Source organism: Achromobacter sp. ACM05, assembly GCF_019218915.1.
Lineage (GTDB): Bacteria > Pseudomonadota > Gammaproteobacteria > Burkholderiales > Burkholderiaceae_B > Achromobacter > Achromobacter animicus.
The window spans coordinates 835024-857033 of the sequence record NZ_JAHUWQ010000002.1; the positions used below are offsets into that span (position 1 = coordinate 835024).

Here is a 22010-nt window from a genome sequence, read left to right on the forward strand (position 1 = left end):
TTAATCGCCCAACCATAAATCCCGGAAAAGCGCCAGCAGACAACGTAGCCGGAATTGCGATTTCTCCAACGAATTCACGGCACTACGCGGCCTATCCGTCACGAATAAAAGCCCCGCGTGAAATATTGGGGATTACACGCAGTGACAGTATGACGGCTTGCTTTCAGAATACCGCCCACACCGTGTTTTTGCCCAAGAAGCCGGCGACGGGCAATGCGGACGTAGGGGTACTCTCCCGATAAACCGTGTTGGACAGAGCCGCTCAAAACCTCGCTGGAGAACTCCGCATGAAGTTTCTGAATCGCCTTACCCCGGTAGCCATGGCGCTTGGGGCACTTGCCTTGGCTGGCGCCGCGCACGCCGCCGACACGATCAAGATCGGCATTCCCCAGCCCATGACCGGTCCCAACACCCAATACGGCGACCAGATCCAGGCCGGCGCGCTGACCGCCATCGAGACCATCAACGCCAAGGGCGGCGTCAAGGGCAAGAAGCTCGAGCCGATCCTGATCGACGACGGCTGCGAACCCAAGCAGGCCGTGCCCGCCGCCAACCGCGTGGTCAACTCCGGCGCCAAGTTCGCCGTGGCCCATGCGTGCTCGGGCGTCACGGTCGCCGCCGTGAAGGTCTACGAGGAAGAGGGCATCGTCGGCATCACCCCGGGCGCCACGTCGCCGCTGGTCACCGACACGATCAAGCCGCACTTCTTCTTCCGCACGATCGGCCGCGACGACCAGCAGGGTCCGTACGCCGCCGGCTACATCGCCAAGACCTTGAAGCCGCAGAAGGTTGCCGTGCTGCATGACAAGCAGACCTACGGCTCGGGCGTGGCCACGCAGGTCAAGGACGCGCTGGCCAAGGAAAAGGTCAACGTCGCGCTGTTCGAAGGCATCAACGTCGGCGACAGCGACTACTCGGCCATCATCACCAAGCTGAAGTCCTCTGGCGTGGACCTGGTCTACTTCGGCGGCTACCACCCCGAGCTGGGCCTGCTGCTGCGCCAGGCGCGTGAACAGGGCTTGAAGGTCCAGTTCATGGGTCCGGAAGGCACGGCCAACCAGGATCTGGTGGCCATTGCCGGTCCGGCCATCGACGGCCTGCTGGTCACGCTGCCGGCCGACTTCACCAAGCTGCCGGGCAACGAAAGCATCGTCAAGGCCTTCAAGGACGCCAAGCGCGATCCGGACGGCGCCTTCCAGATGCCGGCCTACGCCGCGGTCCAGATCCTGGCGGACAGCATCAACGCTGTCGGCGAAGATCCGGCCAAGGTTGCCGACTACATGCACAAGACCACGTTCAATACGGGCATCGGCAAGGTCGAATACGATGCCAAGGGCGATCTGAAGGACTTTGAGTTCGCCGTCTATAAGTGGGACAAGGACGGAAAGAAGACCCAGCTGTAAACTCGCGATCCCGCCGGCGTGTTGCCGGCGTGTAGGGCCTGCTGTCTCCGTCTTGCCGAAATCCGCGTAGCGATGCGCCAAAAGCGCTGTGCGGCCGGCAAGGCGGCGCCGGCAGGCCCTTATAAAATACGCCCAGGTTTCCGGCTCCGGGTCTCACTACCGGAGCCGGAACTATTTGGAGCATTGGAATCATGTCCGACCTCATACCCCAACTTACCCAGCAATTCTTCAACGGATTGTCCCTGGGAGCGATCTACGCGCTGATTGCCATCGGCTACACAATGGTCTACGGCATCATCGGGATGATCAACTTCGCCCACGGCGAAATCTATATGATCGGCGCCTATGTGGGCCTGGTCACCTTGACGGCGATCGGCACCAACAGCGGATTGCCGACCCCGTTCATCATCGCGGCCATGCTGCTCGTGGCCATCACGGTTACCGGCATCTACGGCTTCTCGGTCGAACGCGTGGCGTATCGGCCGGTGCGCGGCAGCCCCCGTCTGGTGGCGCTGATCTCCGCCATCGGTATGTCGATCTTCCTGCAGAACTGGGTGGCCCTCGGCCAGGGCGCGCGCGACATGGCCGTGCCCTCGCTGGTGTCCGGCGCCATGCAGTTCCACATGGGCTCGGACTTCGATGTGACGGTGCCGTACTCGCGCCTGATGATCATCGTGGTGACGGTGGTGCTGATGATCGCGCTGACGCTGTTCATCAAGTATTCCCGTATGGGCCGCGCATCGCGCGCCTGCTCGCAGGACATGCACATGGCCAACCTGCTGGGCATCGACACCAACCGCGTGATCTCGTTCACGTTCGTGATGGGTGCGATCCTGGCGGCGGTCGGCGGTGTGCTGATCGCCATCACCATCGGCAAACTCAATCCCTTCATCGGCTTCCTGGCCGGCATCAAGGCCTTCACGGCGGCGGTGCTCGGCGGCATCGGCAGCATCCCCGGCGCCATGCTGGGCGGCGTGCTGCTGGGCCTGGCGGAAACCTTTGCGGCGGCCTACATATCGTCGCAGTACAAGGACATCGTGGCGTTCTCGCTGCTGGTCCTGATTCTGCTGTTCCGTCCCACCGGGCTGCTGGGCAAACCTGAGGTGGAAAAAGTCTGATGTCGACCAACAATCTCAAAAACGCCACGATGGCGGCCGTGCTGACGGCGGTCATCGTCACCCCGGTCTTCGGTCTGCAGCTCATCCGCCAGGGTGCGCGCACGTCGATGGAGTCGAACTGGTCGCTGGTGGCGCTGGCCGCGGCGGTGGTGTTCGTGTTCCAGCTGCTGCGTCCGTGGCTTGCCATTCCGTTCAAGAAGCTCAAGACCGGCCTGCCCACGCTGTCGTCGGCGCCGGCCCGCAACCACAAGCCGCTGATGGTGCTGCTGCTTGCCATTGCGGTGATCTGGCCGTTCTTCGCGGGCCGCAGTTCGGTGGACATCGCCACGCTGGTGCTGATCTACGTGATGCTGGGCCTGGGCCTGAACATCGTGGTGGGCTTTGCCGGGCTGCTGGATCTGGGCTTCGTCGGCTTTTACGCCGTCGGCGCCTATACCTACGCGTTGCTCTATCACTGGGGCGGCTGGAGCTTCTGGGAAGCGCTGCCGTTTGCCGGTGCGATGTCGGCGCTGTTCGGATTCGTGCTGGGCTTTCCGGTGCTGCGGCTGCGCGGCGATTACCTGGCCATCGTGACGCTGGGCTTCGGTGAAATCATCCGCCTGCTGCTGATCAACCTGAACCAGGTCACCGGCGGTCCGGACGGCATTTCCGGGATTCCGAAGCCCACGTTCTTCGGCCTGGAAATGACGCGCCGGCCCAGCACCGAGGGTGGCACCACGTTCCATGAGTTCTTCGGGCTGACGTTCCAGAACCAGGACATGGTGATCTACCTGTACATGATGGCGCTGCTGCTTGCGCTGGTGACGCTGTTCGTGTCCACGCGCCTGATCCGCATGCCGGTCGGCCGCGCCTGGGAGGCGCTGCGCGAAGACGAGATCGCCTGCCGTTCGCTGGGCCTGAATCCCACCCGCATCAAGCTGTCCGCGTTCACGCTGGGCGCCATGTTCGCCGGCTTTGGCGGCGCGTTCTTCGCAGCGCGCCAGGGCATGGTGAATCCGGAGTCCTTCACGTTCATCGAGTCCGCGCTGATCCTGGCCATCGTGGTGCTGGGCGGCATGGGTTCGCAAGTCGGTGTGATCCTCGCTGCCATCCTGCTGACCGTGCTGCCCGAACTGGCGCGCGAGTTCGCCGAGTACCGGATGCTGATGTTCGGTCTGGTGATGGTATTGATGATGATGTGGCGTCCGCAGGGGTTGTTGCCCATGAAGCGTCCCCACGTGGAGCTGGCTAAATGAGCGAGGCATTGCTGAAAGTTTCCGGCCTGACCATGCGGTTCGGCGGCCTCCTGGCCGTCGACAGCGTGGGTTTCGAGGTCATGTCCGACGAGGTCTTTGCCATCATCGGCCCGAACGGGGCGGGCAAGACCACCGTGTTCAACTGCGTGGGCGGTTTCTACGCGCCGACCGCCGGTGAAATCATCATGGACGGCAAGCCCATCACGGGTCTTGCCAGCCACAAGGTGGCGCGCCATGGGCTGGTGCGCACGTTCCAGAACGTGCGCCTGTTCAAGCAGCTGACGGTGCTGGAAAACCTGCTGGTCGCGCAGCATACGCAGGTGGAATCGCGCCTGCTGCCCGGCCTGCTCAAGACCCGCGGCTACCGCCAATCTGAATCCGAGGCGCTGTCGCGTGCGGCGCAGTGGCTGGATTTCATGGGCCTGCGCGAGTTCGCCAACCGTGAAGCCGGCAATCTGGCTTACGGCCACCAGCGGCGCCTGGAGATCGCGCGCTGCATGATTACCAAGCCGCGTCTGCTGATGCTGGACGAGCCGGCGGCCGGCCTGAATCCTCAGGAAAAGCGCGATCTGCAATCGCTCATCGACCAGCTTCGCCGCGAATTCGGCGTGGCCGTGCTGCTGATCGAGCACGACATGAGCCTGATCATGGGCATTTCGGACCGCATTCTGGTCATGGAACATGGCAAGCCCATCACGACCGGCACCCCCGAGCAGGTGCGCAACGACGAGCGCGTCATCAAGGCGTACCTGGGGGAGGAATGATGCTGAAGCTGGAAAACATACACACGTACTATGGCGCGATCCAGGCGTTGAACGGCGTGTCGGTGGACGTCAACCAGGGCGAGATCGTCACGCTGATCGGCGCCAACGGCGCGGGCAAGACGACGCTGCTGATGACCGTGTGCGGCAATCCGCGGGCGCGCGAAGGCAAGATCACGTTCGAAGGCGAGGACATCACGAACAAGGACACGCACCACATCATGCGCAGTGGCATCGCCATTTCGCCTGAAGGGCGGCGCGTGTTCAAGGACCTGACGGTCGCCGAGAACCTGATGATGGGCGGCTTCTTTTCCAAGCGCGACGAGATCGAGGCGGGGATTGACCACGTCTACGGTCTGTTCCCGCGTCTGAAGGAACGCGCCAGCCAGCGTGCGGGCCTGATGTCGGGCGGCGAACAGCAGATGCTGGCCATCGGCCGCGCGCTGATGACCCGGCCGCGCCTCTTGCTGCTGGACGAACCGACGCTGGGCCTGGCCCCGCTGGTGATCGCCCAGATCTTCGACATCATCCGCGAGATCCGGGAGCAGGGCGTGACCGTGTTCCTGGTCGAGCAGAATGCCAACAAGGCGCTGGGCGTGGCGGACCGCGGTTACGTGCTGGAAAACGGCCGCGTGGTCCTGCAGGACACCGGCGCCAACCTGCTGGTCAACGACAAGGTCCGCAAGGCGTACCTGGGCGGTTGACCTCTTCCCCGCGAAGGAAGTGGGCGCATCGAAAGATGCGCCCTTTTTTTTTACGCGGCGATGCGTTCGGCCGGCTGGTCGGCCTGGTAGTGCGCGATGGCGGCGCGGGCGAGGGCGTCGATGGAGTCGGTGAGGGTCACGCCGAGGCTGGGGCGCAGGGCGTGCGGGACCGCCAGGGGCAGTTCCGTGCAGCCGAGCACGACGGCGTCGGCGCCGCGGGCCTTAAGGCGGGCGATGCATTCGGCGGCGGGCGCAAAGGCGTCTTCGAGCTGGTTGCCCTTGACCGCGCGGATCGAGCCCATGCAGAAGCGTTCGACTTCGTCGTCGTCAGGCACGATGCACTCGTAGCCTTGGGCTTCAAGGTGACGCTGGTAGAGGCCGAGCTTGAGCGTGGCGGCGGTGCCCATCAGGCCGATGCGGCCGCTGGGCAGGCCAAGGCGGCGCAGGTCTTCGATGACCGCTTCGATGATGTGCAGCACCGGCAGACGCGTGGACGCGGCGATGTCGTCGAACCACAGGTGGGCGGTGTTGCACGGGATGGCGATGAGCTGGGCGCCGGCCTGTTCCAGGAAGCGCACGCCATCGACCATGTGGGGCAGGGGATTCTCGCCGCCGGCCATGTAGGCGCTGGAGCGGTCGGGAATACGGGGATCGTTGCGCAGCAGGGTAGGGATGTGTTGCTGGTCAACCGTGGCGGGCGTCAGCGCCGCCAGGCGAAGGGCAAAGGCCGCGCCGGCCATGGGGCCCATTCCGCCCAATACACCCAGGTAGCAGCCCTGGGAAAACGTCTTCACTTTAAGTACTCCGTGCTCATGCATCACCGGGCGTCAGGACCTGGCCCGGGCGTTCGGTGCCCGTCCGTTCCCCGTCCCAGACCTGCCTGCCGTTGACCCACACGGCGTGGATGCCCCGGCTTGCCTGAATGGGCGCTGAAAAAGTGGCCACGTCGGTGACGGTGGCGGGATCGAACAGCACCAGGTCAGCATGATACCCCTCCCGGAGCAGGCCGCGCCCGGCGACGCCGTACTGGGCGGCGGCCAACCCGGTCATCTTGTGGATGGCGGATTCGAGCGACAGCAGGTTCTGCTCGCGCACCATGGTGCGCAGCACGTTGGTGAACGTGCCCCATTGACGGGGGTGCGGATGCGGGTCGAAGGGCAGGCCGTCCGAGCCGACCATGGTCAGCGGATGGGCAAAGATGCGTTTGACGTCCGCCGGGTCCATCAGGAAATAGATGGCGCCGGCCGGGGCCAGCCGGGCGACCGCGGCTTCGTCGTCCAGGCCCAGTTCGGCCATGACGTCACTGAAGTCACGGCCCGTGGCCTCCGGGTAGCCCGTGGACCACGTGATCATCGTGCGGCTGGCCAGCCGCGCGCGGTCCAGCCGCAGCATGGTCGAGGTGGCCGGATAGGGATGGCAGTCCAGGCAGACCGGCTGCGCCGCCGCGGCGCGGCTGATGAGGTCCAGCGTTTCGCGGGTGCGGCCGTGATTACGTTCGCCCGCCAGCTTGTGATGCGAGAACACGACGCGGGAATCGGTTTCGCGTCCGATGAGCAGGGCCTCTTCCATGGCGGGCACGATGTGGTCGGCCTCGTCGCGCAGGTGCGTGGCATAGATGCCGGCGCGGCCGCGCAGCGGCTGGCACACGTCGATGATCTCGTCCGTGGGCGCGGCGCTGGCCGGCGGATAGAAGGTGCCGGTCGACACGCCGAACGCGCCGGCATCCAGCGCTTCCTGCATCAGGTCGCGCATGGCGGCCCGTTCCGCGTCGTTGGCCGCGCGCGAAGTGTCGTCCATGACGGCGACGCGCAAGGTGGTGTGGCCCACCAGCGGAATCACGTTGACCGCGGCCGGCGTGTCGCGCAGAGCGTCCATCCAGGCGCGGAAGGTGCCAAAGCGGAACAGCGCCGGCGGACCCAGCAGGTCGAGCGGCTGCGGGATCTGCGTGCGCGCCAGGGGCGCCAGGCTGATCCCGCAGTTGCCGGTGACGACCGTGGTGATGCCTTGCGACACCTTGGGCAGCATGTCGGGATGCGCCAGCAGGTAGCCGTCGTCGTGGGTGTGCGAGTCGATGAAGCCCGGCGCCAGGACCTGGCCCCGGCCGTCGATGACCGGCACGCCGGCGGGATGGGCAAAGCTGCCCACCGCCGCGATGCGTCCGCCGCGCACGGCCAGGTCGCCCTGGGTGGCGGGCCCGCCCGAGCCGTCGATGAGCGTGGCGCCCGCGACAATGAAGTCAGCCTGCAAGGTGTCTGCCGTCATGAAGCGTGCTCAGTCGAGTTTTTCGATGCCGGCGTTGTCGATGATCTGCTGCCACTTGGCGGTTTCGCGATCGATCAGCTGCTTGAAGTCGGCGGGAGAGCCGGTGGCCGGTTCGGCGCCCAGCGTTGCCAGACCCTGGCGCACTTCCGGCGCTTGCAGCGCCTTCTGGATGGCGGCGTTCAGCGTGGCCACCACGTCGTCGGGCGTGCCCTTGGGCGCCACCACGCCGCCCCAGGCGACTGTCTCGTAACCCTTCAGGCCGGACTCGTCCAGCGTGGGCACGTCGGGCATCAGCGCCAGGCGCTTCAGGCTGCTGACGCCGATGGCGCGGACCTTGCCGCTCTTGACCAGCGGCGCGGCCTCGGAGGTGTTGACGAACAGGTAGTCCAGGCGGCCGCCCAGCAGATCCTGGATGGCGGCGGGGCCGCCGTTGTAGGGGATGAACATCACGTCCAGCTTGGCCATGCTCTTGAAGAGTTCGCCGCCCATGTGGCCGGTGGTGCCGACGCCCGACGCGCCATACGACAAGCGGCCCGGCTCCTTGCGGGCTCGGTCGATCAGGTCCTGCACGCTGGTGACGGGCGAGTCGGCCGGGACGATCAGGGCGTTGTACAGGTCGAACATGTGCGCGACGGGCGTCAGGTCCTTGTCCACGTCGTACGGCAGGCGTTTGAACAGCGAGCGGTTCACCGCCAGCGTGTTGATGTTGCCGTAGCCGACCGTGTAGCCATCCGGCGCTGCGCGCTTGATGAGCGCGATGCCGATGTTGCCGGCGGCGCCCGGGCGGTTTTCGATGACCATCGTTGCGCCGGTGTCGCGGGCAATCTGCGTGGTGATCAGGCGCGACAGCACGTCAGGCGAGCCGCCGGCGGCAGACGGGACCACGAAAGTGATGGGCTTGTCGGGATAGCCGGCGGCCGAGGCGGCGCCGGCGAAGACGACGCTGAGCGCCGCCATGGAAAGACTGCGAAGGAGCGTGCTGCGCATGGTGGATTTCCCCTGGTTTTGTTTTGTGGAGCGGGCAGATTACACCCGGCCATGCGGCACTGCGTCATCGAAAAATGTCTCAAACCTATAATCCCTCGTTATTGGAAAAGGGGAAGAAATGGAAGCCGATGCGTATGCCGACGAGGCCGGGCCGAGCGCCGGGCGGCCGCTGAACCTGCGCCAGATCGAGGTGTTCCGCGCCATCATGATGGCCGGCTCGATCAGCGGAGCGGGGCGCATGCTGCACGTGTCGCAGCCGGCTGTGAGCCGGGTGCTTGCCCTCACGGAAAGCCGTCTGGGCTATCGGCTGTTCGAGCGCGTCAAGAGCCGGCTGTCCCCTACGGCCGAGGCGCGGCGTCTGTATGCCGAGGTCGAGCAGGTGTACGGCGGCATCCAGCGCGTGAACGACCTGGCCGCCAGCCTGGGGCAGTCTGGTGCGGGCATGCTGAAGATCGTGGCAAGCGCCAGTTTCGGGCAGCGCCTGATCCCCATGGCGCTGGAGCGGTTTCGCGGTCGCAATGCGGGCGCGCGCGTCGATTACCGCAGCGTGACGTTCGATGAATTGGCGGCGTACTTTCTGTCGGGACAGGCGGACATCGGCATTTCCATGCAGCCGCCGGATCATCCGAACCTGACGTCGGTCCGGCTGGCGCGGGTGCCGGTAGTGTGCGTGCTGCCGCCCGGGCATCCGCTTGCCAGCCACGACGCGGTGCGGCCGGAGGACTTTTCGTCGGCGGCGTGGATCGGCTATCCCCGCGATACGCCGCTGGGACGCGCGCTGCAGCCGTTCTTTGGCGAAGGCCCGCACTGCGCGGCGGCGATCGAGGTGCATTCGCCCGTGACCGCCTGTTCCTTCGTGCAGCAGGGCTTGGGCCCGGCACTGGTGGATGCCTGGTGCGTCACGCCGGACCAGGCCGCGCACATGGCGCTGCGTCCGATTACGCCCGAGGCCAGCGTTGAGATCTGGGCGACGCATTCCAACCTGAGTGCGCCACCCCTGCTGGCGCGGCGCTTTCTGGCCGCCGTCAAGAAGATCCTCGAGAGCGAGGCGCTGCCCGGCGTGACGCCGGAATAGGGCTTCCGGGCGTCAGCGGGGCAGCGCAGACCCTTACAGCCCTTCGGCCTGCAGCGCGGCCTTGACGCCGGCGTTGGCCTGCATGCGCTCGAAGAACGCGGACAGGTTGGAAAGGCCGGTCAGGTCCACTTCCTTGGCGTGCGCCCAGCGCAGCACGACGTACAGGTAGGCATCGGCAACCGAAGGCGCGGCGCCCGCCAGGTATTGCTTGCCGGCCAGTTGCGTGTCCAGTTGCGCGAACAGCTTGGTCAGCAGCGCCGAGGCCGAAGCGGCCAGTTCCTTCTGCGCGCCTTCGTCCTTCAAATAACGCTGCGCGCCGAACAGCAGCGAGAACGTCTTGTGGACGTCGGAATTGATGAAGCCGACCCAGCGGCGCACTTCGGCGCGCGAACGTGCGGAGCCGTCGCCCAGCAGCGTGCTTTCGGGCGCCTGTTCGGCCAGGTACTCCAGAATGGATACGTTCTGCGTCAGGGTCCAGTCGCCATCGGTCAGCGCCGGCACGGCGCCCATCGGATTGATCCGCAGAAACTCGGGCTCCTTGAGCGCCTCGCGGGTGAGCTTGTGCGTTTCATACGGCTTGCCGATCCATTCGAGCACGATATGGGAAGCGAGCGAGCACGCGCCGGGCATGTAGTACAGTTTCATCTGTCGGAGACTCCTGGAAGGAAGAACGGGAGAGCTCCCGTCCGTGGGCGCTATGGTACGCCAACCGGGTATGCCATTCGCGAGTGGTCCCGCGTCTCTCTGTCATGCCTTCCGCGCCCGCTTTTCAATCTGTCGCCGCCGGAGATGTCCATGCAGTCACGCACCGCCGCGAGCACGCGCGCGATCCCCTTTCTCTTGTCCTTGACCCTCGCCTGCGCCGCTGCGCCCGCCATCGCGCAAGCCTCGCAGGAACCGCCCTCGGCGCCTGCGCGCGTGATGCCGGTTGTCGGCGGCCTGGATCATCCGTGGTCCATGGCGTTCCTGCCCGACGGCGGCATCCTGATCACCGAGCGTCCCGGGAATCTGCGGCTGTTGCGTACGCCCGGCGGGTTGTCCAAGCCGCTGACCGGCGTGCCCAAGGTGGCCGCGCGCGGCCAGGGCGGTCTGCTGGACGTGGCGCTGTCGCCAAACTTTGCGACCGACCGCTACGTGTATCTGTCGTATGCGGAGTCGGACGGCGACAAGAGCGGCACGGCCGTCGGACGCGGCCGGCTGGCCGACGATGCCAGCGGACTTGAAGACTTCAAGGTCATCTTCCGCCAGGAGCCCAAGCTGTCGTCCGGGCTGCATTTCGGCTCGCGCCTGGTGTTTGACGGCAAGGGTTACCTCTACATTGCGCTGGGCGAGAACAACCAGCGGCCAACCGCGCAGGACCTGGACAAGCTGCAGGGCAAGGTCGTGCGGCTCAAGGCCGACGGCGCGCTGCCTGACGACAACCCCTTCGTGGGCAAGCAGGGCGCGCGGCCCGAGATCTGGTCGTACGGCCATCGCAATCCACAAGGCATGGCGCTCAATCCCTGGACCGGCGAGCTCTGGGAAAACGAACACGGGCCGCGCGGCGGCGACGAGATCAACGTGGTGCAGCCGGGCAAGAACTATGGCTGGCCGCTGGCGACCTACGGCATCAACTATTCGGGTTTGAAGATTCCGGAAGCCAAGGGCGAGACGCTGCCGGGCATGGAGCCGCCGGTCTACTGGTGGCCGAAATCGCCCGCCATCAGTGGCATGGCGTTCTACGACGCCGATCGCTTTCCGGCCTGGCGCAATTCGCTCTTCATCGGCGCGCTGGGCAACCAGAACCTGATCCGCCTGACCGTCGACGGCAAAAACGTGGTCGAGAAGGAAAGGCTGCTGGTCGACCGCAAGCGTCGGATCCGCGACGTGCGGCAGGGGCCGGACGGTTATGTGTATGTGCTGACGGACGCTTCCCCGGGCGAACTGCTGCGGGTGGCGCCGGCCGAAACAGGAGGGTGACCGTCATGAAGACCTATGAGCTCATCGGGTCCGCGGGGTGCGGCTCCGCCATTGTCGAGATGGCGCTGGTGCTGGCCAATGTGCCGCACGTCCTGACGGACGTGCCGTACCTGAAGCCCGGTCCCGAGCGGGACCGGCTGCTGCATCTGAATCCGCTGGGGCAGGTGCCCACGCTGATCCTGCCCGACGGCGAGGTCATGACCGAGAGCGCGGCGATGATCCTGCATCTGAACGATCTGGCGCCGCAGGCCGGTCTTGCCCCCGCACCGGACAAGCCGGAACGGGCGCGCTTTCTGAACCTGCTGGTGCGGATCGTGGCGGCGGTCTACCCGACGTTCACGTACGGCGACGATCCCGCGCAGTGGACGACGCCGGGCGATGCGGTGGACCTGCTGCGCGAAAGGGTCCACACGCGCCGCGCCGAGCTGTGGCAGGAGCTGGAACGCCAGGCCGGCGCGCCGCACATGCTGGGGCGGCGTTTTTCAGCGCTGGACCTGTATGTGACGGTCATGACGCATTGGCGTCCCGGCCCGTCGTGGTTCAGCGCGATGTGTCCGGCATTGACCGCTGTCGCCCGCGAAGCAGCGTTGGAACCGAACGTGGCCCGGGTGTTGCGGCGGCACTTTCCGCCGCCCACCGAATAACGCGGGCAGCTTCAGGTGGCGGCACGCCGGCGCGATTTTCCGCGCGCTTCGCGCACGGCGATGTACACGCCGCTGCCGGCAATGAAAACGGCGCCCAGGTACGCATACGCGTCGGGCGCCTCGCGCCAGAAGATCCATCCCAGGATCGTGGCCCAGACCAGACCGGTGTAGTCGAAAGGCGCCACGACAGACGCGGGCCCGATGCGGAATCCCTGCGTGATGAGCGCCAGGCCCAACGTGCTGAACAGCGCCACGCCGCCAAAATAGGGCAGGTCCTCCATGGCCGGCGCGCGCCACACCCACGGCAATCCGATCGCGCTGCACACCAGTTGTCCCAACACGATGTAGAAAGTGGTGGTCAGCATGCCTTCTGCGCGGTTGATGCCGCGCGCGGTGATCATCATGACCGCGTAGAGCAGGGCGGTGGTCAGCGGCAGCAGGGTGGCGGCCTGGAAGGCCTGCGTGCCAGGGCGAACCACGATCAGCACGCCGGCAAAGCCTGCCAGCACCGCCAGCCAGCGCTTGCCGTCCACGCGTTCCTTCAGGATCAGCACCGACAGCGCCGTGACGAACAGCGGCGCGGCGAACGCGATGGCGGTGACCTCGGCCAGCGGCAGCGCCTGCAATCCCAGATAGAAGCAACAGGCCGAGACCACGTTGATGGCGCCGCGCGTCAGGTGCAGGCCGGGATGCGTCGTACGCAGCACGCGGCGTCCGCCCAGCCACAAGGCCAGCGCGGTCACGAAGGGCAGCGCGATCAGCGCGCGCAGAAAGAGGATCTGCAGCGGGTTGTAGCTGGCGCCCAGCCATTTGGCGTTGGCGTCACTGAGCGTCAGAAAGAAGATGCCGCCCGCCACGCAGGCGATGCCTGCGGCGGCGGAATGTTCACGGACGGCGGGTAATGCGGTGCTTGGGGACATCTGAAACCTGCAAGGGCGGCGGTTCCTGCCGCCGGAGGGTGAAGAACGGATAGGTGAAGAACGCGAAGGCCTTTCAGCTCTGCGCGCGGTAGGCGGCAATGGCGACCATTGCCCAGGCGGCCAGAAAGGCCGTTCCGCCAAACGGTGTCACCGCGCCGAGCCAGCGGGTGCCGGTCAGCGTCAGAAGGTACAGGCTGCCCGAAAACAGCACGATGCCGACGAACATGACAACGCCGGCGGCCGACAGCAACGGCGACCCGAAGCGGGCGCCCAGCAACGCGATGATGAACATGCCCAGGGCGTGGACCAGGTGGTACATGACGCCGGTCTGCCAGACGGCCAGCAGTTCTGGCGTCAGGATGCGCTTGAGGCCATGCGCGCCGAATGCCCCGGCGCCCACCGCCACCATGAGGTTGATCGCCGCGAGTATGGTGAGCTGCCGGTCCGTCATTGCGTGTCCTTGAGAGAAATGCGAGGGGCGAATTTGCCGCCGCCTATGATAGGCCCAAATATGGTGCATGACGGGGCCGCGGACGAGGGCAAAGCGCGGCCCGCGGCCGGCTCGGCATCCGCCGTCTTGCAAGCCGATTTCCAAATGGGATATTATAAATTCAATTTGGTAATTCAGCCGCTGAGCAAGTCTGGCCGGTTTCTCCGGCTTTCGCTTCGTCCACGCGGCGCCCGGAGCAGATCATGACCATCGCGCTGACTGACAAATCGCCCGCCAAGCGCGGCGCCTCCACCAAGCGCCCGCCGCGCCCCAGGCAGCTTTTTCGCGGCCTGATCGACAGTCCGCTGACCGATATTGCGCGGGATGTGCACCGCGGACTGCCCGCGCAGATGGTCGACGATGCTGCCGATTACCTGCAGGTGCCCAAGTCGGAAATCATGGCGATCACGGAGGTCAAGGCGGCGTCGCTGTCGCGCTGGACGCGCGAAGGGCAGGCGCTGCCGCTCGGTGAATCCGACCGGCTTGCCCGCGTCGCTCGCGTGGTGCGTGTCGCCCGTCAGGTGTTGGGCAGCGACGAGGAGGCGGTGCTGTGGCTGAACACGCCCGTGCCGGCGCTGGGCAACGTCAAGCCGCTGTCGCTCCTGACGTCGGATGCCAGCAGCCGCATCGTCGAAGACACGCTGGCCCGCGCCGCCGCGGGCGTCTACGCATGACCGATTACGTTTCGCTCTGGCGCATTGGCACCACGGCGGGCAAGTACCGGGCGGACGACCTCTCCGGCGCCGGCGCGGCCGCGGTGGGCGGACGCTACAACAGCCCGGGCACGCCGGTGGTGTATGCCTCGGCCAGTGTGGCGCTGGCCGTGCTGGAAACGGTGGTGCATTTTGCCGCGCGCGCGTCCGAGCACGCCAACCGCTACCTGATTGAACTGGCCGTGCCCACTAGCATCTTCGAAGCGCGCCAGTCGCTGTCGCTGGCGCAACTGCAGGACGATTATCCGTTCTGGGACGCGGTGCCCTTTGCCGAAGCGTCGCAGGCCGTGGGCGACAACTGGGTGGCGTCGGGGGTGTCGGCGCTGCTGGAACTGCCCAGCGCGATCGTGCCGTATCGCGGCGTGCCGGACTGCAATTTCCTGATCAATCCGGCGCATCCGGACGCCGAGGATATCGTGGTGGTGCGGCGCGAACGCTTCGTCTACGATCCGCGGTTGCGGCCGGCGTAGGCGTCCAAAGGCAGGCGTGAAAAATCAGGCGTCAAAAAGAACGCGCCCGCTGCCGGGCGCGTTCAGTCGCAATCGCCGCAAAAGCTTCAATCAACCGTCAACACCGCCCGGCCCACGACCTTGCCTTCGCGCAGAGAGGCCAGCACGCTGTCCGCCTCGGCCAATGCGTGGCGGTGGACGGGCATCGGCGGCACCTTGCCCGCCCGCACCAGTTCCATCAGTTCCTTCAGTTCGGCCAGGTTGCCCACGTAGCTGCCGATGATGGACAGCGCCTTCATCGGAATCAAGGCGATGGGCCAGGTGGAGCCGCCGCCGAACAGGCCAACGATGATGAGCTTGCCGCCCTTGGTCAGGAAGTCGAACGCCAGCGAGGTGGTGGCCGGTGCGCCGACCAGATCGATCGCGGCCCGCACCGGCTTGCCCCCCGCCGCCTGCATGATCTGCTGCGCGGCGTCCGGGGCGGCGCCGTCGATGGCCGCCAGCGCGCCCGCATCCAGCGCCGCCTGGCGCTTGGCGGGGTCGATGTCGACCACGATGGCGCCCGCGCCACCCAGCGCCTTGATCAGCGTCAGACTCATCAGGCCCAGGCCTCCCGCGCCGAAGATCACGACGGGATGCTCGCGGTAGATGTCTGCGCCGATCTTCTGCAACGCGGAGTACGTGGTGAGCCCTGAGCACGCGTAAGGCGCGATCTGCGTGGGGTCCAGGTCGCCGATGTCGATGAGGTAGCGCGGATGCGGCACGACGATGTGGTCCGCGTAGCCGCCAGCGCGGTGGACGCCCAGGCAGGCCGGCACGGTGCAGTGGTTTTCCATGCCGGCCATGCACGACGGGCACTTGCCGCAGCCGATCCACGGATAGACGAGGTAATTGCGGTCGGTGGCCAGGCCCTGCGCGTCGGGGCCGGCCGCCACGACGGCGCCCACCGTTTCATGGCCCATGGTCAGCGGCAGCGACACGCCCCGGTCCTTGAGCGACAGGGTCCGGCCCTGGCCCAGGTCGTAGCCGCCTTCCCACAAGTGAATATCGCTGTGGCACACGCCGGCCGCGCGAACCTTGAGCAGGACCTGCGACCCTTGCGGCGTGGGGGTGGGCTGGTCCATTTCCTGCAGCGGTTCGCGGAAATTGACGACGCAATAGCACTTCATGGTTGTCTCCTTTATGTAATTGCCTGCACCCTGCGGCCGGACCGGAATCCGGCGCGTCCGGCGTGACCTATTTCTTGACCAGGGGGCATTCGCTGTCGGCGAGCGACACGAAGACCTTTTCGCCGGGCACCGTGGACAGGATGCGGTAGTAATCGTTCGGATGCTTGGACTCGGCGGGCTTTTTCACCTCGACCAGGTACAGGTCCATGATGACGCGGCCATCTTCGGGGCGCACCCGGGCATTCTTGATCAGTTTGGTGGTGATGGGCAATTCGCGCATCTTCTGGTTGACCACCGCGGCGTCGAAGGTGCCGGCGGCCTGCGCGGCCTGCAGGTAATGCGTGGTGGCCACGTAGCTCAGGGCCTGGACGATGGAGGGGGCGCGCGTGACGCCCATCTTCTTTTGCCAGCGCTGGGTCCAGGCGCGGGTGTCCTCGTCGGCATCCCAATAGAAGCCGGTGGGGAAGGTCAGCCCCTGCGCAACGGGCAGCCCCATTGCATGGACGTCGTTGATGAAGGTCAGGAACGTCAGCATCCGCTGCTTGCCGCCCGCCAGGCCGAACTCCTGCGCCTGCTTGATGAGGTTGACCAGGTCGCCCCCGGCGCTGGCCAGGCCCACGACGTCGGACTTGGATGACTGCGCCTGGATGAGGAACGACGCAAAGTCCATCGCGCCCAGCGGATGGCGCGTGCTGCCCACGACCTTGCCGCCCGCGGCCTCGACGAAGCGTGACGCGTTGCTTTCCAGCGATTTGCCGAAGACGTAATCGGTGGTGATGAAGTACCAGCTCTTGCCGCCGCTCTCGACGACGCTCTTGACCACGGCGTTGGCCAGCGCGTAGGTATCCGGCGCCCATTGCGTGCTGAGGTTGCTGCATTGCTTGCCGCTGAAGTCCCCGGCAAAACCGCCGCTGATCAGCGCGGTGCCGCCTTTTTCGCGCGCCACGCCCTGGGCGGCCAGGCCGGCCGAGCTGGCGCCGCCGTCCACCACCGCGACCAGATTCTGCGTGTCGAACCAGCGGCGCACCAGCGCGGACGCCACGTCGGCCTTGTTCTGGTTGTCCGCGCCGACCACCTCGACGGTCTTGCCGGCCACCTTGCCGCCGAAATCCTCCACGGCCATGCGCACGGCGGTCTCGGACCCGAGGCCGCCAAGGTCGGAATAAATGCCGGAACGGTCGTTGGACACGCCCAGCCGCACGACGTCGGACTGGGCTTGGGCCGCGCAGGCGGCCAGGGTGGCGGCCAGAGCCGCCAACACGGGTTTGATACGCATCTTTCTGTCTCCCAGCCCTGAAGCGGACCGTTTTATTGAACGTTATGGATGACGCGGCAACTCGGGTAGGCGGGCGCCGGTGCTCCAGCCGGCTGAAATGTATTTCACATTGGTGAATGCAAATTCCTGTGCAAGAATTTAGGTACCTGTACATGAAAAGTCAACACGGTGGAACACCCTAGTCCGGGTGCCAAAATCGCATTGCCACGAAGGAGGGCCGACGCCGTGGAAGTCAAGCTTGTCGCTCGCACGCTGGAGTTACTGGAGCTGTTTGCGCAGACGAAGCGGCCCATGCCGCTGACCGAGCTGGCCCAGGGGCTGGACGCGCCGATGTCGAGCTGTCTGGCACTGGTGCGCACCTTGGTGGCTCGGGGGTATCTGTACGAGGTCAGGCGCCGCGCCGGGTATTACCCCACCGGCAAGCTGCACGGGTTGGCTGCGCAGATTCTGGCGGGCGACCCGTGGCTGGATCTGGTGCGGCCGCGGTTATTGGTGCTACGCGATGCCGTCAACGAGACCGTGATGCTGGGCAAGATCCAGGATGGCGCCGTCGTGTTTCTGGACGTGGCCGAGTCGACCCAGCCCGTCCACTATGCGGCGCGCGCCGGCGAACGACGTCCGCTGCACACGAGTTCGGTTGCCAAAGCCATCCTGGCGCGCCTGCCGGCCGCTGACCGCGATCAGGTCCTGGCGGCGGCGCAATACACGCGCTACACGGATAGCACGCTGACAACCCGCGAAGCCCTGCTGGCCGACGTGGGCAAGGTTGCCGAGCGGGGCTGGGCCTCGAACGTGGGGGAAAGCGTCGCGGACCTCACGGGGCTGGCCGTCGCACTGGATCTGGGCGGCGAATGGTACGCGCTATGCGTGGCAGGTCCCACGCCGCGCGTGTGGGCGCAGCGCGAGGAAAATCTGATTCATTTGCGCGACGCGGCCGAGGCGATCCGGCGTGATCGCGAGGGATAAGGGGATATTTCCATCGGTCTACGCCGCCGGAAGCGATGCGGTCGATGCGCCGCGCGTCATCGACCGCCCGCGTCAAGGCCCCCGCCGCACCAGCGTGGACTTTCCGAACAGGCTTTCAATCAAATCCACCGCCAGCTCCGCCGTGCGGTTGCGCACGTCGAGCGCCGGGTTCAGTTCCACTACGTCCAGCGACCGCATGAGGCCGGTGTCGGCAATCATCTCCATGCAGAGCTGCGCCTCGCGATAGGTGGGGCCGCCCATCACCGTGGTGCCCACGCCCGGCGCGATCTCGGGATCGAGAAAGTCCACGTCGAAACTCACGTGCAGATGCGTGTCGGCGTCCAGCCCGGCCAAGGCGGCCTGCATTGTGGCGCGCATGCCCATCTCATCCAGATACCGCATGTCGAAGACCTCGAGGCCGGCGTCGTGCAGCAGGCGTTTTTCGCCAGGATCCACGCTGCGGATGCCGATCTGCCGCACGCAGGACGGCTCGATGTCCGGAAACTCGCCCGACATGCCGGTCAGCGGCGCGGGACCATTGCCGCACAGGCAGGCCACCGGCATGCCGTGCAGGTTGCCGGTGGGCGTGAGCAGATGGGTGTTGAAGTCGGCGTGCGCGTCCAGCCATAGCACGCGCAGTTTCTTGCCGGTGGCGCGGCAGTGGCGCGCCACCGCGCTGACCGAGCCGATGCCCAGACTGTGGTCGCCGCCCAGCAGGACGGGCAGGCGGCCTTCGGCCAGTTCTTCGTACACGGCATCGTGCACCGCCTGATTCCACGCGGTCACTTCCTCAAGGTGGCGGTAGCCGTCCACGGGGGGCAGCCAGGGATTGGCGGGGCCGTACAGGTTGCCGCGGTCGCGGACCTGAAAGCCCTGCGCTTCGATGACCGGCCCCAGGTCCGCGACGCGCAGCGCTTCAGGGCCCATTGACGCGCCGCGCGCGCCGGCGCCGATGTCGGTCGGTGCGCCGATCAGGGTGACTTGGGTGGGCAGGGTGGGGGGTTTCGTCAATGCGTTCGTCAATTCGCATGCTCCGTATTGCAGTGTTCACGTTGCGGCGCGTGGGGTCACGCGGCGGATAGCGCCGCTGCCAGTTGGTCGCACGCCCAGTCCACCTCGTCCCGCGTGACGATCAGGGGAGGCGACAGGCGCAGGGTATGACCGTGGGTGTCCTTGACCAGCAAGCCTCGCGCCTGGAGGCGTTCGCACCAGAGGCGGGCGCCGCCGGCGTCCGGCTCCAGTTCCACGGCCAGCATGAGGCCGCGCCCGCGGACCTCGCGCACCGGGCCGGGCAGGCTGCGCAGGCGCTCCAGGAAATGCGCTCCCACGGCGGCCGCATTTTCGATCATGCCTTCCTCGGTCAACACCCTCAGCGCGGCGCGCGCGATGGCGCACGCCAGCGGATTGCCGCCAAAGGTGCTGCCGTGTTGACCGGGCTGGAACACGCCCAGCACGTCGGCGTTGGACAGCACGGCGGACACGGGATAGAAACCGCCGGACAGCGCCTTGCCGATAAGCGTGACGTCGGCTTCGATGCCTTCGTGCTCCTCGGCCAGCAGCTTGCCCGTGCGTCCCAGGCCGGTCTGGATCTCGTCCAGGATCAGCGTGATGCCGCGTTCCGTGCACCGTTGGCGCACGCGGCTGAAGTACCCGGGCGGCGGCATCACCACGCCGGCTTCGCCCTGGATCGGTTCGACCAGGAACGCGACCGTGCGGTCGCTGATGGCGGCGTCGAAGGCCTCGAAGTCGCCAAAAGGCACGACCTTGAAGCCGGGTGCGAACGGGCCGTAATGGCCATAGGCGTCGGGGTCGGTCGAAAACCCCACGATGCCCAGCGTACGGCCATGGAAATTGTTGGCGCAGACGATGATCTCGGCCTTGCCCTCGGGCACGCCGCGCACCTCGTAGCCCCACTTACGCACGGCCTTGATGGCCGTTTCGACGGCTTCGGCGCCGCTGTTCATGGGCAGGATCTTGTGAGCGCCCGTCAGGCGCGCCAGGTCTTCATAGAAGCCCGCCATCTGGTCATGGCGAAACGCACGCGAGGTCAGGGTAAGCTTTTGCGCCTGCTCGGTCATGGCCGCCAGGATGCGCGGGTGGCAATGGCCCTGGTTGACCGCGGAATAGGCGGCCAGGCAGTCCAGGTACTTGCGACCGTCCACGTCGTAGACCCAGACGCCGCTGCCGCGCGCCAGCACGACGTCCAGCGGGTGGTAGTTGTGCGCGCCCAACTGGTCTTCGATGTGGTCGCGGCGGCTGGCGGCGGACTGCGGGTTGGGTTGGGGGGGCATCACGGCACTCATGAACGTCTCCCAAAGGCATACTGCGGCCATCTTAGCGCCGTGGGCGCGGCTTGGCATTGCCATTGCATGACAAAGGCCTTTCCGTGACCGGCGCGCCGGGTGCTGCACAATAGCGCCTGTGCCGGACCGTCGTCCGGCGTTCCGATTCTGTGGATGGCTGACATGCTTGTGCACCAATTGCTTGAGAGACTGATGCGCGGCGCCGCGGTGGCGGCGCTGGGATTGGCGGTGATTGCCCCGGCGGCGGCGCAGGAACAGCCCCTGCGGATCGGCGTGATTGCCAGCGTGGCCAACGAGGCCACCGAACTGGCCATCGCGCAGGCCAAGCAGCAAGGGTTGGACGTCAAGCTGGTGGAATTCAATGACTGGGTGCTGCCCAACATTGCGGTAGCCGACGGGTCGGTGGACGCCAATTTCTTCCAGCACGCGCCGTTTCTTGAACTCTTCAACCAGCGCCGCGGCGCCAACCTGCAGCCCATCGCATACGGCTATTCGACCACCATCGGCCTGTTTTCCAAAAAGCTGAAGAAGGGGGATCCGGTGCCCGAGGGCGCGACCATCGCGGTGCCGAACGACCCGGTCAATACCGGCCGCGCCTTGCTGCTGCTGCAGTCGATGGGACTCATCACGCTCAAGCCGGGCGTCGCACACCAGGCCAGCCTGCAGGACGTGGTGGCCAATCCCAAGAAGCTCAAGTTCGTCCAGATCGAAGGATCGCAGTCGGCCCGCACGTTCGACGACGTGACGGCGTCGGTCACCTATACGACGTTCGCAAAACAGGCGGGCCTGAACGAAAAGGATGGGCTGGCCTTCGACAATACCGATCCGGACAGCATCCGGCGCTACGCCATCCGCTGGGTGGCCAAGCCGGAAAAGGCGCAGGACCCGCGCCTGTTGAAGTTCATTGCCATTTATCAGAACTCGCCCGAAGTGAAGGCGACGCTCAAGCGGCTGTACGGCGACCTGATTTCGTTCCCCTGGTAAGGCGGTTTCAGGACGGCAATCGGAATAAAATCAGGGTTTGCCCCGACAAACCCTTTTCATCAAAGGCCGGCCGCGCTGCGCGCCGAACCTGATTCCAATGTCTGACCTCGATGACCGCGACCGGAAACTCTTGACGCTGTTGGCCGACGACGCCACGCCCAGCTATGCGGAGCTGGGCAAACAGCTCAACCTGTCGGCGCCCGCGGTGCACGAGCGGGTCAAGCGGCTCAAGCGCGACGGGCTGATCAAGGGCATCGCCGCCAAGCTCGACGGCGCAAAGATGGGCCGGCCGTTGCTGGCCTTCGTGCATGTCGACACGATCAACTGGACCATCACGCAGCAGGTGCTGGGCTTGGCCGAGCTGAATGAGGTCGAGGAGATCCACACCATCACCGGCAAGAGCGCGATGCTGCTGAAGGTGCGTGTGCGCGATACCCAGGCGCTGGAATTGCTGCTGGCGCGTATCCACCAGATTGAAGGCATCTCCAACACGACCAGCGATATCGCCCTGACCAGTTATCTGGAGCGCGGGCCGCTGCCTGAGGCGGCATGATTGCTGGCCGCTTGAACAACATCCCCAGGCGGCCTGATT

At 66.1% G+C, this 22010-nt stretch carries 23 protein-coding genes; 13 read left to right on the forward strand and 10 right to left on the reverse strand.

Going from position 1 to position 22010, the window contains the following annotated elements; genetic code table 11:
* Positions 1-287: 287 nt before the first annotated feature.
* From KW836_RS14765 to KW836_RS14785, 5 genes are all read left to right on the forward strand, one after another.
* On the forward strand, positions 288-1403 hold the full coding sequence (locus tag KW836_RS14765; protein WP_105238831.1) for a high-affinity branched-chain amino acid ABC transporter substrate-binding protein: 1116 nt from the start codon (positions 288-290) through the stop codon (positions 1401-1403).
* Positions 1404-1594: 191 nt separating this feature from the next.
* On the forward strand, positions 1595-2521 hold the full coding sequence (gene livH / locus KW836_RS14770; protein WP_175121627.1) for a high-affinity branched-chain amino acid ABC transporter permease LivH: 927 nt from the start codon (positions 1595-1597) through the stop codon (positions 2519-2521).
* Positions 2521-3756 (forward strand): high-affinity branched-chain amino acid ABC transporter permease LivM, encoded by a 1236-nt coding sequence (locus KW836_RS14775; RefSeq protein ID WP_175121626.1) that lies wholly within the window; start codon positions 2521-2523, stop codon positions 3754-3756. Before livH ends, KW836_RS14775 begins: the two co-directional genes overlap by 1 nt.
* The gene (gene livG, locus KW836_RS14780) at positions 3753-4520 is read left to right on the forward strand and encodes a high-affinity branched-chain amino acid ABC transporter ATP-binding protein LivG (RefSeq protein WP_175121625.1); all 768 of its coding nucleotides are present in this window, start codon (positions 3753-3755) and stop codon (positions 4518-4520) included. The genes KW836_RS14775 and livG overlap by 4 nt, the downstream gene beginning before the upstream one ends.
* Entirely contained in the window at positions 4520-5221 is a 702-nt protein-coding gene (locus KW836_RS14785) for an ABC transporter ATP-binding protein (protein ID WP_175122001.1), read from the forward strand. Before livG ends, KW836_RS14785 begins: the two co-directional genes overlap by 1 nt.
* A 50-nt stretch (positions 5222-5271) precedes the next feature.
* Here KW836_RS14785 and KW836_RS14790 read toward each other — a convergent pair whose 3' ends face one another.
* Genes KW836_RS14790 through KW836_RS14800 form a run of 3 tightly spaced genes read right to left on the reverse strand, consistent with a single transcriptional unit; the run spans position 5272 to position 8470 of the window.
* Positions 5272-6015, reverse strand: coding sequence for an aspartate/glutamate racemase family protein (locus KW836_RS14790; RefSeq protein WP_175121624.1), 744 nt, complete (start codon positions 6013-6015; stop codon positions 5272-5274).
* A 16-nt stretch (positions 6016-6031) separates the two neighbouring features.
* Positions 6032-7483, reverse strand: coding sequence for an amidohydrolase family protein (locus KW836_RS14795; RefSeq protein ID WP_218343731.1), 1452 nt, complete (start codon positions 7481-7483; stop codon positions 6032-6034).
* 9 nt (positions 7484-7492) lie between these two features.
* Positions 7493-8470, reverse strand: a complete 978-nt coding sequence (locus KW836_RS14800) for a tripartite tricarboxylate transporter substrate binding protein (protein WP_218343732.1) — start codon at positions 8468-8470, stop codon at positions 7493-7495.
* A 118-nt stretch (positions 8471-8588) separates the two neighbouring features.
* Between KW836_RS14800 and KW836_RS14805 the strand changes: the two genes are divergently transcribed.
* On the forward strand, positions 8589-9545 hold the full coding sequence (locus KW836_RS14805) for a LysR family transcriptional regulator (protein WP_191578701.1): 957 nt from the start codon (positions 8589-8591) through the stop codon (positions 9543-9545).
* A gap of 33 nt (positions 9546-9578) precedes the next feature.
* On the opposite strand, the gene KW836_RS14810 is transcribed toward KW836_RS14805, so the two are convergent.
* Positions 9579-10190, reverse strand: a complete 612-nt coding sequence (locus KW836_RS14810) for a glutathione binding-like protein (RefSeq protein WP_218343734.1) — start codon at positions 10188-10190, stop codon at positions 9579-9581.
* Between the two features lie 150 nt (positions 10191-10340).
* Here KW836_RS14810 and KW836_RS14815 point away from each other — a divergent pair, with 150 nt between their 5' ends.
* Together KW836_RS14815 and KW836_RS14820 are read left to right on the forward strand one after the other, a co-directional pair.
* Entirely contained in the window at positions 10341-11504 is a 1164-nt protein-coding gene (locus KW836_RS14815; RefSeq protein ID WP_175121619.1) for a PQQ-dependent sugar dehydrogenase, read from the forward strand.
* Positions 11505-11509: 5 nt separating this feature from the next.
* Positions 11510-12148 (forward strand): glutathione S-transferase family protein, encoded by a 639-nt coding sequence (locus KW836_RS14820; protein ID WP_175136569.1) that lies wholly within the window; start codon positions 11510-11512, stop codon positions 12146-12148.
* An 11-nt stretch (positions 12149-12159) separates the two neighbouring features.
* Here KW836_RS14820 and KW836_RS14825 read toward each other — a convergent pair whose 3' ends face one another.
* On the reverse strand, positions 12160-13068 hold the full coding sequence (locus KW836_RS14825) for a DMT family transporter (RefSeq protein ID WP_218343737.1): 909 nt from the start codon (positions 13066-13068) through the stop codon (positions 12160-12162).
* 73 nt (positions 13069-13141) lie between these two features.
* Entirely contained in the window at positions 13142-13519 is a 378-nt protein-coding gene (locus KW836_RS14830) for a DUF423 domain-containing protein (RefSeq protein WP_218343740.1), read from the reverse strand.
* A gap of 242 nt (positions 13520-13761) precedes the next feature.
* Here KW836_RS14830 and KW836_RS14835 point away from each other — a divergent pair, with 242 nt between their 5' ends.
* The gene (locus KW836_RS14835) at positions 13762-14232 is read left to right on the forward strand and encodes an antitoxin Xre/MbcA/ParS toxin-binding domain-containing protein (protein ID WP_191578705.1); all 471 of its coding nucleotides are present in this window, start codon (positions 13762-13764) and stop codon (positions 14230-14232) included.
* On the forward strand, positions 14229-14741 hold the full coding sequence (locus KW836_RS14840; protein WP_175121614.1) for an RES family NAD+ phosphorylase: 513 nt from the start codon (positions 14229-14231) through the stop codon (positions 14739-14741). Before KW836_RS14835 ends, KW836_RS14840 begins: the two co-directional genes overlap by 4 nt.
* A gap of 86 nt (positions 14742-14827) precedes the next feature.
* Here the strand turns inward: KW836_RS14840 and KW836_RS14845 are convergent, their stop codons facing one another.
* Together KW836_RS14845 and KW836_RS14850 are read right to left on the reverse strand one after the other, a co-directional pair.
* Complete coding sequence (locus KW836_RS14845) at positions 14828-15889, reverse strand: alcohol dehydrogenase (RefSeq protein ID WP_218343742.1); 1062 nt, start codon at positions 15887-15889, stop codon at positions 14828-14830.
* A gap of 67 nt (positions 15890-15956) precedes the next feature.
* A complete protein-coding gene (locus tag KW836_RS14850; RefSeq protein ID WP_175185323.1) occupies positions 15957-17165 on the reverse strand; it encodes an ABC transporter substrate-binding protein in 1209 nt (402 codons plus the stop codon).
* A gap of 225 nt (positions 17166-17390) precedes the next feature.
* Here KW836_RS14850 and KW836_RS14855 point away from each other — a divergent pair, with 225 nt between their 5' ends.
* The gene (locus KW836_RS14855) at positions 17391-18131 is read left to right on the forward strand and encodes an IclR family transcriptional regulator (protein WP_218343745.1); all 741 of its coding nucleotides are present in this window, start codon (positions 17391-17393) and stop codon (positions 18129-18131) included.
* 72 nt (positions 18132-18203) lie between these two features.
* On the opposite strand, the gene rocF is transcribed toward KW836_RS14855, so the two are convergent.
* Both rocF and rocD read right to left on the reverse strand, forming a co-directional pair.
* Positions 18204-19142 carry an arginase gene (rocF, locus tag KW836_RS14860; protein ID WP_254594871.1) on the reverse strand — a complete coding sequence of 313 codons (939 nt, stop codon included), beginning with the start codon at positions 19140-19142 and terminating at the stop codon, positions 18204-18206.
* 56 nt (positions 19143-19198) lie between these two features.
* Positions 19199-20434 (reverse strand): ornithine--oxo-acid transaminase, encoded by a 1236-nt coding sequence (rocD, locus tag KW836_RS14865; RefSeq protein WP_217481032.1) that lies wholly within the window; start codon positions 20432-20434, stop codon positions 19199-19201.
* A gap of 192 nt (positions 20435-20626) precedes the next feature.
* Between rocD and KW836_RS14870 the strand changes: the two genes are divergently transcribed.
* Positions 20627-21418, forward strand: coding sequence for a MetQ/NlpA family ABC transporter substrate-binding protein (locus KW836_RS14870; RefSeq protein ID WP_239213423.1), 792 nt, complete (start codon positions 20627-20629; stop codon positions 21416-21418).
* 97 nt (positions 21419-21515) lie between these two features.
* The gene (locus KW836_RS14875) at positions 21516-21971 is read left to right on the forward strand and encodes an Lrp/AsnC family transcriptional regulator (RefSeq protein ID WP_056561122.1); all 456 of its coding nucleotides are present in this window, start codon (positions 21516-21518) and stop codon (positions 21969-21971) included.
* Positions 21972-22010: the final 39 nt, after the last annotated feature.

What these genes read in the sequence shown, in the direction of transcription:
- KW836_RS14765 (WP_105238831.1), top strand. Translation starts at nt 288, where the DNA reads ATGAAGTTTCTGAATCGCCTTACCCCGGTAGCCATGGCGCTTGGGGCA.
- livH (WP_175121627.1), top strand. Translation starts at nt 1,595, where the DNA reads ATGTCCGACCTCATACCCCAACTTACCCAGCAATTCTTCAACGGATTG.
- KW836_RS14775 (WP_175121626.1), top strand. Translation starts at nt 2,521, where the DNA reads ATGTCGACCAACAATCTCAAAAACGCCACGATGGCGGCCGTGCTGACG.
- livG (WP_175121625.1), top strand. Translation starts at nt 3,753, where the DNA reads ATGAGCGAGGCATTGCTGAAAGTTTCCGGCCTGACCATGCGGTTCGGC.
- KW836_RS14785 (WP_175122001.1), top strand. Translation starts at nt 4,520, where the DNA reads ATGCTGAAGCTGGAAAACATACACACGTACTATGGCGCGATCCAGGCG.
- KW836_RS14795 (WP_218343731.1), bottom strand. Translation starts at nt 7,483, where the DNA reads ATGACGGCAGACACCTTGCAGGCTGACTTCATTGTCGCGGGCGCCACG.
- KW836_RS14800 (WP_218343732.1), bottom strand. Translation starts at nt 8,470, where the DNA reads ATGCGCAGCACGCTCCTTCGCAGTCTTTCCATGGCGGCGCTCAGCGTC.
- KW836_RS14805 (WP_191578701.1), top strand. Translation starts at nt 8,589, where the DNA reads ATGGAAGCCGATGCGTATGCCGACGAGGCCGGGCCGAGCGCCGGGCGG.
- KW836_RS14810 (WP_218343734.1), bottom strand. Translation starts at nt 10,190, where the DNA reads ATGAAACTGTACTACATGCCCGGCGCGTGCTCGCTCGCTTCCCATATC.
- KW836_RS14815 (WP_175121619.1), top strand. Translation starts at nt 10,341, where the DNA reads ATGCAGTCACGCACCGCCGCGAGCACGCGCGCGATCCCCTTTCTCTTG.
- KW836_RS14820 (WP_175136569.1), top strand. Translation starts at nt 11,510, where the DNA reads ATGAAGACCTATGAGCTCATCGGGTCCGCGGGGTGCGGCTCCGCCATT.
- KW836_RS14825 (WP_218343737.1), bottom strand. Translation starts at nt 13,068, where the DNA reads ATGTCCCCAAGCACCGCATTACCCGCCGTCCGTGAACATTCCGCCGCC.
- KW836_RS14830 (WP_218343740.1), bottom strand. Translation starts at nt 13,519, where the DNA reads ATGACGGACCGGCAGCTCACCATACTCGCGGCGATCAACCTCATGGTG.
- KW836_RS14835 (WP_191578705.1), top strand. Translation starts at nt 13,762, where the DNA reads ATGACCATCGCGCTGACTGACAAATCGCCCGCCAAGCGCGGCGCCTCC.
- KW836_RS14840 (WP_175121614.1), top strand. Translation starts at nt 14,229, where the DNA reads ATGACCGATTACGTTTCGCTCTGGCGCATTGGCACCACGGCGGGCAAG.
- KW836_RS14845 (WP_218343742.1), bottom strand. Translation starts at nt 15,889, where the DNA reads ATGAAGTGCTATTGCGTCGTCAATTTCCGCGAACCGCTGCAGGAAATG.
- KW836_RS14850 (WP_175185323.1), bottom strand. Translation starts at nt 17,165, where the DNA reads ATGCGTATCAAACCCGTGTTGGCGGCTCTGGCCGCCACCCTGGCCGCC.
- rocD (WP_217481032.1), bottom strand. Translation starts at nt 20,434, where the DNA reads ATGAGTGCCGTGATGCCCCCCCAACCCAACCCGCAGTCCGCCGCCAGC.
- KW836_RS14870 (WP_239213423.1), top strand. Translation starts at nt 20,627, where the DNA reads ATGCGCGGCGCCGCGGTGGCGGCGCTGGGATTGGCGGTGATTGCCCCG.
- KW836_RS14875 (WP_056561122.1), top strand. Translation starts at nt 21,516, where the DNA reads ATGTCTGACCTCGATGACCGCGACCGGAAACTCTTGACGCTGTTGGCC.